This window comes from Streptomyces natalensis ATCC 27448 (assembly GCF_000935125.1).
GTDB classification, from domain to species: Bacteria; Actinomycetota; Actinomycetes; order Streptomycetales; family Streptomycetaceae; genus Streptomyces; species Streptomyces natalensis.
Map to the genome: position 1 here is coordinate 1 of NZ_JRKI01000040.1, position 7,069 is coordinate 7,069.

Below are 7,069 nucleotides of genomic sequence, written 5' to 3' on the forward strand. Positions count from 1 at the left end.
GACACCCTGCTCAACTTGACGACGCCCCCAAGAGCACTACCGACGGCGATGCCGTCCGCGCCCAGCAGTACCCGTGTCCGAGGTCGTAGTGCTGCCAGGGCTCTCCGGCGGCGGCAGCACCTGAGACGACGGCGTTCCGGTCGACGAGTACCTCGACCGTGCGCACGTTGCGAGCGGACGAACGCCTGGATCCACAGCTTCCGGCACCTGCGGATCCACTGGGGCATCCGGGACGACATCCACGAGGCGTTCCTCAAATTGGCCTGCGTGGTCGCGCTGGGCCACGGGCCAGGCACCAGGGCGACGACCGCTACCGGCCTCTGGCCTTCGTCGTCATTCCGGCCAACAGGGCGTTCGCGCGCGGCCGTTCATGCTCCTGGCTGAAAGGCATATTGAACCGAGTCTCTTGGTCTGTCATCTTCGGCTCTGCGGCGCCGATGGCCATAGGCCGTGGAGAGGAACCCAAAGAGTTTCGGTTCAATAACTCCGTGGGGTGTTACGGGTAAGGAGGGGCATCGGGGGCCTCGTTACACTTGGCGGCGAATTCTGATGTGCCCGGCCCTGCCAGCGGGGCACGTGAGGAGAACACATGGGCATCAAGGACGATGCATCTGCAATCGCGAGGCTGATCGAGGCTGCCGAGGAAACTTCGCCGGAAGTCTACGCGGCGATGAGGAGCAACCCGCGGGCGGTTCCGCTAGCGGACGCGGCGGAACCGTTCCAAGAGTGTGCGAGTGCTGCGCGCAAGCGGGTGACTGACCGGACCATCAGTGACGACTCAATCAAGTAGCGCGACGCCGGGGATTTCTGCAGTTCATCGCGCAGGTCGGCGGCGACCACGAACCGACTGGGCGTGAGCTCCCGTGCGGTTCCCAGGTGTACCGGGAATACAGGAGGGATATCGGCACCATGAAGCTCGACCTGCTCGGCGCCGTAACCCGTGGTTTCCATCCTCCCGGCAGCCAGCATGCCGCAGGGAGGCTTCCGCTCCGGGACAGGAACCCGTTCATGTGCGCTCGGAGTATTTCGGGGCTGTCCGGCGTCCACCGCAGCAATAACGCGGCGCCGAGCCCGGCCGGAACCATAGGGTTGTTCACGCCGACCGCACGGGCACTGATCACCACAACGTCGCGCTCCGGTCTGTTGACCACGGGAACTCAGGGGACCAAGCGCGTCTCCCTTTCCCTCTTCGGCTTACCCTGGCTGGACCAGCCCCGTAGGCATTCAAGGAGGAATGTCGGCGGGCCCCGGCCTGCGTGCACGGGCGACCCTGCTCCTGGAGGGCACGATGAACATCACGCAATCCGAGACACCACAGCACGGGCTTAATTCGTGACGAAACGGGCGCTCGACCCCAAAAGCCCTTCGTGTGGTCTGCTGACTCTTCCCTTCCCGCAATACTTACCGGGTTCCCGCGATGAACTGCGGTCCGCTGTGAATCTCTTGGAAAGGTACTCCCTGTTACCCAAGAGGATGTTTGACGATCCGCGCGGATTCTCTGTTTCCGTGAGCGATTGCCTCTATCGATACTGTCACCAGTCATCCTCCGGGCAGATAGATCCAGACGAGGGAATCGGAGAAGACTTCGCTGAGCATGACGACTTCTTCGGTATCATCCGCGCCTCCACCAGCCCTGAAGTTGCGCTGCTCGGCGGAATGGCCCTGAGTCATTGCCGCATCGTGACGGACCTTGCAGTCATGGGGACAACGTTGCCTCCTGATCAGGTCGTGGCACTGCTGGATGGATACGTCGCGGTATGCCAGAGCGCAGGCATGCAGGGTGTCGATGAACTCGATCTCTCGCAAGTCAGGGTCGCTCCGTTGGCCAGCGGAGATGACTATCGTCCTGCAGCCCGATGGCGTGTGGGACACCAGCATTTCTTTGCCCAGTTGCAGTCAATTACCGTTGCATTGAGGTTTCTAGCAACTGCTGTGGCCTGCGACGACGATTCAGATATCCGTACGGCACTGCTACTGGCGTCGAGGCTGGCTGTCAGCGCGGCGGCCGGCATGCGGTACGCCGCAGACTTCCATGCGGAAGACTACGCATCGGTACGCGAGTCTATGGGTCCCCCGCGTGTTGCTGCCGACTTCAGCGGCCTGCAAACTCGCGACCATTATGCGCTTGTACAAGCGTTCCGGAGTCTTCCGTTAGATGCTGTGCATTCCCGGGCAGAGGAGCACGAGAGGTTCGAGACCGCGATTCGCGAGATGTACACCGCACACGTCTACGTATGCGATTCTTTCGGCGGCCGCGACGGGCCGAGTCTGCGGATGCAAGCCAGGGCAGTCGGCCCCATGAGCCCCCCGGGCGCCAAAGTGGCCGAAGCGTTGGCACACTCCCGGCTGCACCTCCTCGGCTGGAGCCCGTAACGCCGCGTCCACCGACCTACCAGATGTAGCGGGGCACTTGTTAATTCGTGGCCGACAGCCTGAACCAAGCCCGTTGTAAATAGAGGCAAACGAGGAGGGGCGAGCGAAATTGACTACGCCAAAGAACGCATCCCGGATTACCGCCGACGCGGTGGCAAGCTTCGCCTCGACCTCCAATCCCAGAGCCCGGGAGGTCCTGATCGCGCTCACCTCACATCTGCACGCCTTCGTGGCGGAGGTAGCCCTAACCAGCGAAGAATGGCAACGTGCCGTCGACTTCCTCGCTGCAGCCGGGCAAGCCAGTACGCCAACGCGCCGGGAAGTCGCCCTGCTTTCCCATGTACTGGGGATCTCCTCGTTGGTGGAATCACTGAACGGACCGACGAGTGCATCGGCAACCCCACCAGCTCCGCTCGGCCCGTTCCACAAGGTGCGATCGCCACAACGGGTGCCGGGTGATGCCATCTCGTCAGGCGCAGCTCAAGATGAGGAACCGTGCCTCGTGATGGGACAGGTCCGAACGATATCCGGCGACCTGCTGCCCGGAGCCACTGTCGACGTCTGGCAGGCCAACGGCCAGGGCCGCTATGACGTGGAGCAGCCGGATGTACAACCCGAGGGGAACGGACGTGGGATGTTCACCACTGATGAGGAGGGGAAGTTCTGGTTCCGCACGGTCGTCCCTGGTTCGTATCGGATCCCTATGGACGGCCCAGTCGGCACGCTGCTCACCCTGGTCGGACGTACATCCATCCTGCCGGCGCACATCCATTTCCTTATAGAGGCTGCTGGATGTCGATCGCTCACCACCCAAGTCTTCTTCGCCGGCGACCCCTACCTCGACTCAGATCCGGAGTTCATGGTCAGGGAGGAGCTCGTGCGTGAGTTCCAGACCATCGAATCCCCGGTTAAGGCCCGGAAGTTCGGTATGCACGCTCCTTTTCGGCAGTTGACGTTCGACCTGGTTTTGGAAACGGATGCGGATCATACGTCGTTGTCGTCCCCGTAGGTCCAGCGCAGTGCGGCCCCCGCGTTCGAACAACGCGGGTGGGGATCGCTACTCGGCTTCTCGGGGGCCAGCCGTTGCACCGTAGGCGAAGTGCGGGGAGCCGACGCTCATGCCCTCGTCGCATGTCGCGGTCACGTCTGCATGCGCCCGGGCAACAGGGTGTCGATGTCAGCACCCACCGACCAGAAGCGGTAGCGGTGGTGGTCGAGGAGGGTGACGGGGGAGGCGATCAGGTGGCCGGAACGGCGGAGTTCGAGGCGCATCTCAGGACGTCCGGTGCCGGAGGCTGTCCAGTGGGATGAACGGTGCGGTGGGGCAGCAGGGTTCGGGGCGGGTGCGGGCGAGATGGTGCCGGTGGGCCGGCTCCAGTTCACGCGGGCCGGACAGGAGGTGACGCCGTGTTCGTCCATCAGGCGCGTGTACAGCTCCCGTCGCCTGGCCATAACACTGATGAGGCCGCCGTCCTCCGGGAACCAACTGCCCAGGTATTCGTTGGCGTAGTTGCAGACCAGGACCCTGCCGCCCGGTTCACAATAGATCTTCTCCACATGGGGACAGTCCTTGGTGACGAATTCTGCTTCCCGTGCCGGCGGGTAGCAGGAGACCGTCAGACCGGCGTTGGTGCCGGGGCCAGGGTGGCTGCGGTTCTGGTGGGCGAAGTCGTCGAAGAAGCCGCGGACACGGTCCCGGGGCAGGCTGAGGCCATCGTGTTCGTCGGCTGCCAGTCCCGAGGGGATCCACGGCTTGATCTGGACGACGTCGACGCCGATCTCACGCATCAGGTCGTAGATCTTCTTGATCTCGTCCTCGTTGGTGGCGCCCACACTGATACGTACGAACACCCACAGACCGGCGGCCTTTGCCGCGCGGATGTTCTCCAGCACGGTGAGCACGTCCCGCTCCTTGGATCCGCCGACCATGGCCAGCAGCCGTGCGCTGTCAGTGATGTTGTAGGTGATCTTCAGGCCGGTGAGCTTCATGTCCACCAGTCGGGCAAGGCGGGCCTCGGTGAGCAGGGTGCCGTTCGTGACCAGCCTGGTGGCAATGCCGTAGTCCGCCAGGGGCCGCATGACCGCCTCGACCACGTCGAGCACCATCAGCGGCTCACCGCCCGTGCCATAGACCGCAAAGGGTTTCTCGGACTCGTTCTCGTCCTCCAGCAGCGAGTGCAGGGAAGCATTGAAACGGTCCGGGTCGATGGGGTTGAGGATCTTGCCGATGTGATCCTCATTGACGCAGAACGAGCAGGAGCGATTGCACCCGTCGAGGAACTTCACCTCCACCCGTCCGAGAGGCCGGTAGGTGTCCAGCCCGGTCAGAGGATGACTCTCGATCTCGAACGCCTGATAGGGGTCTCCGTTGCGAGGGGCTTGCTCCGGTGTTGTCGCCACCGCCTCACTCCTGGGTATGCGGGTCGGCAGGCTCTCCCTTCATTCCTGACTTACTTCCGGAAGGCAAGGCGCACTTTGGCCGTTGACGTGGGAGCGGGCGTATGGAGCACCTGACCCTGGAAGCAGTCCGGTAGCCCCGTAGCGCGAGGGTGCGGCGGACCGGGGCGCACACGCACCGCTACGAGCTCGCACCTCGGCTGCCGGAGGGGGAGATCCGAGCGTTCGAGGAATCCCACGGCATCGATCTGCCGATGGACGCCGGTACGCCTGCTGTCGGATGCTGTAGCGCCAGAGGCCAGCCGGCGGGTGATGACCGTGTTCACCAAAAGGGGTCAGCTCGGCGAGTCCACCGGACAGTTGCATCCCACGACCGTGAAACTCAGGGCATGCGCGAAGTCGGAAAGATCACAGTATTCCTGCTCGACGACCACGAGGTCGTACGGCGCGGCGTGCACGAGCTGCTCTCGATCGAGGACGACATCCAGGTGGTCGGCGAGGCGGGCACCGGTGCCGACGCTTTGGTCAGGGTCCCCGCCACCCGGCCAGACATGGCGATCTTGGATGTCGCTCTCCCGGACGCCAGCGGTATCGAGGTAGCCCGCGAGATCCGCTCACAGAACGAAGGCATCAAGGTTCTGATGCTGACCTCCTTCGCGGACGACGAGGCCTTGTTCAATGCGATCATGGCTGGCGCCTCAGGGTATGTGCGCGAAGCGAGCCGCGGCAACGAGCTGCTTGTTGCAGTACGCGATGTCGCCGCCGGCAAGTCGCTCCTCGATCCGGTCGCCACCGCTCGCGTCCTGGAGCAGCTACACGACGGCAAGAGCGCAAAGGGCGACGACCGCCTGCCCAACCTGACCGACCAGGAGCGCAAGATCCTGGACCTGATCGGCGAAGGACTGACCAACCGCGCCATCGGGGAGCGCCTGCACCTCGCAGAGAAGACGATCAAAAACTCCGTCTCCACCCTGCTCTCAAAATTCGGCATGGAACGCCGCTCCCAGGCCGCCGCCAACCGCTACTGAGCCACGGGCGCTGATCAAGTTGCGCGAAGTTCAAATGCACCTCCTGATTGAGTGACCCAGGCAGGCCACTCAAATTTAGATGGCACACGCTCAACTTTCGCTGTCACGCGACAACAACAACTCTGCGTGATTAAGGCTTTCGACGTTGTCCCGTCTCCGACGATCTGGTCCCCGTCTCAAATGATCTGGTCTGATCCGCTCGTCATCTCAGTTGATGTGGTCCGTCGCGTTCCGTTCTGTCGCACCGAAGGCCGCGGATTCTCACGACGGTCTATCTGCCCCAGCAGATTCTCATGAGCAGGACACGTCAGGTGGAAGCTGGTCACACGAGCTGGAGCCCACAGACATGTGCGGCAGGTGCAAGAAATCAGCGATCAAGGACGGTTCGTGTCGCTATCGTTACTCACCGTCCGCGCCCGTACCGGGCGCTCCGAGGGAAGGCCCACGGTGTTCACGAGCGTTCTGATGGTTGAGCAGCCGTTGTCGGCTGCAGATGTCGATTTCGTCACCACCCTCCACGACGACTCAATGTCCTTCATCGTCCTGATGCAGCCGCGGGGCGCCGAGGAGCGGCTGCTGCGCTCCCTCGACGACGTCGCACTCGGAGAGCTTGAGCAGGCTATCCACGAGGCTGACGAGCCCGACGGCGAGGAAGCCCGACGGCCTGCGGCCCTGGCACTCGAACACTCTCTCCGCACCCTGCGGGACGCCGGCAGCGAGGCCGTGGGGCAACTGGTCGACGGCCACCCGCTGGATCTGCTGCGGGCTGTTGTCGACCAGACGCACGCCGACGAGGTGATTGTCCTGACCGCCCCACACCTCGTCGAGGAGTTCACCCACCGGGACTGGCCGAACCGAGCCCGCCACAAGGTGGGCGCTCCGGTGCTGAAGCTCTACGCCCACAACGAGGAGGAGTGACCCGATTGGGCAGATGCCGGACCACGTGATCTCCGTCAGAGCGTTGTATGTGGCTTGAGGACACGCCCTACCGCTGCCGGCTCTGTCCTCGAAGGTGCGGTCGGCAGCGGTGACGCCGAGGGCCCCGACGCCGGTGATGCGGTCCCACACGGCGAAGCGGACGGTCATCTCGGCCCGGTACTCGGATGCGGCCATCAGATGGCGTCGGGGCCGGAAATAGGGCGAGATCTGACTGAATGAGGCGAGGAACTTCTGGGCCGACCGGAGTGAGCGGAAGTACTTGGCCGCGTACTCGGGACCGAACCGGTCGCACCACTGCCGGATGGTCTCGTGGGAGACGACGACCCCGCGGG

Annotated in this window: 6 protein-coding genes and 1 pseudogene; 5 read left to right on the forward strand and 2 right to left on the reverse strand. The window is 63.6% G+C overall.

Annotation, left to right across the window (positions count from 1 at the left end):
- Positions 1-589: 589 nt before the first annotated feature.
- The 3 genes from SNA_RS28650 to SNA_RS28665 all read left to right on the forward strand — a co-directional run bounded on the left by SNA_RS28650 (position 590) and on the right by SNA_RS28665 (position 3,382).
- Positions 590-790: a hypothetical protein gene (locus tag SNA_RS28650; protein ID WP_030064169.1), complete on the forward strand. Its 201-nt coding sequence runs from the start codon at positions 590-592 to the stop codon at positions 788-790.
- Between the two features lie 683 nt (positions 791-1,473).
- Positions 1,474-2,373 (forward strand): hypothetical protein, encoded by a 900-nt coding sequence (locus SNA_RS42860; RefSeq protein ID WP_157880132.1) that lies wholly within the window; start codon positions 1,474-1,476, stop codon positions 2,371-2,373.
- Between the two features lie 109 nt (positions 2,374-2,482).
- A complete protein-coding gene (locus tag SNA_RS28665) occupies positions 2,483-3,382 on the forward strand; it encodes a dioxygenase family protein (RefSeq protein WP_030064172.1) in 900 nt (299 codons plus the stop codon).
- Positions 3,383-3,513: 131 nt separating this feature from the next.
- Here the strand turns inward: SNA_RS28665 and SNA_RS28670 are convergent, their stop codons facing one another.
- The gene (locus tag SNA_RS28670) at positions 3,514-4,773 is read right to left on the reverse strand and encodes a radical SAM protein (protein WP_030064173.1); all 1,260 of its coding nucleotides are present in this window, start codon (positions 4,771-4,773) and stop codon (positions 3,514-3,516) included.
- 386 nt (positions 4,774-5,159) lie between these two features.
- On the opposite strand from SNA_RS28670, the gene SNA_RS28675 reads away from it, so the two are divergent.
- Positions 5,160-5,798: a response regulator gene (locus SNA_RS28675; RefSeq protein WP_030064174.1), complete on the forward strand. Its 639-nt coding sequence runs from the start codon at positions 5,160-5,162 to the stop codon at positions 5,796-5,798.
- Positions 5,799-6,245: 447 nt separating this feature from the next.
- On the forward strand, positions 6,246-6,716 hold the full coding sequence (locus tag SNA_RS40605; RefSeq protein WP_030064175.1) for a hypothetical protein: 471 nt from the start codon (positions 6,246-6,248) through the stop codon (positions 6,714-6,716).
- A gap of 105 nt (positions 6,717-6,821) precedes the next feature.
- On the opposite strand, the pseudogene SNA_RS44410 reads toward SNA_RS40605, so the two are convergent.
- Positions 6,822-7,069: pseudogene (locus tag SNA_RS44410) on the reverse strand (hypothetical protein); the annotation flags it as partial.